Origin of the sequence: Anaerotignum faecicola (assembly GCA_024460105.1) — a bacterium.
Taxonomy (GTDB): domain Bacteria; phylum Bacillota; class Clostridia; order Lachnospirales; family Anaerotignaceae; genus JANFXS01.
The window spans coordinates 1-554 of record JANFXS010000102.1 but is presented as its reverse complement, the minus strand read 5'-3'; the positions used below and the strand labels follow the sequence as shown (position 1 = coordinate 554).

1 protein-coding gene is annotated in these 554 nt (G+C 58.8%); it reads left to right on the top strand.

Annotation, left to right across the window (positions count from 1 at the left end):
* Window positions 1–554: AAA family ATPase (locus NE664_12955; protein MCQ4727541.1), on the top strand; the 554-nt coding region annotated here is incomplete at both ends.

Genomic DNA, 554 nt, shown 5'->3' with positions numbered 1-554 from the left:
CGCGGAGTCAGAGACCGGCAAGACCTTTGCCGACGTGGCGGGCCAGGAAGAGGCGAAGGACGCCTTAAAGGAGATCGTGGACTTCCTTCATAATCCGCAGAAATATGCAGATATCGGCGCCAGCCTTCCAAAGGGCGCACTGCTGGTCGGCCCTCCGGGTACCGGTAAGACGCTTCTTGCCAGAGCGGTGGCCGGCGAGGCACACGTACCGTTCTTTTCCATCTCCGGTTCAGAGTTTGTGGAGATGTTTGTGGGTATGGGAGCGTCAAAGGTAAGGGATCTGTTTAAGCAGGCGAATGAGAAGGCGCCCTGTATCGTATTTATCGATGAGATCGATACGATCGGTAAAAAGCGTGACGGCGGCGGCTTCAGCGGCAACGATGAGCGGGAGCAGACGTTAAACCAGCTTCTGGCCGAGATGGACGGCTTCGATGGAAAGAAGGGCGTCGTAATTCTGGCGGCGACCAACCGCCCTGACTCGCTCGATAAGGCGCTGCTGCGTCCGGGCCGTTTTGACCGGCGCATTCCGGTGGAACTGCCTGACCTCGGCGGCC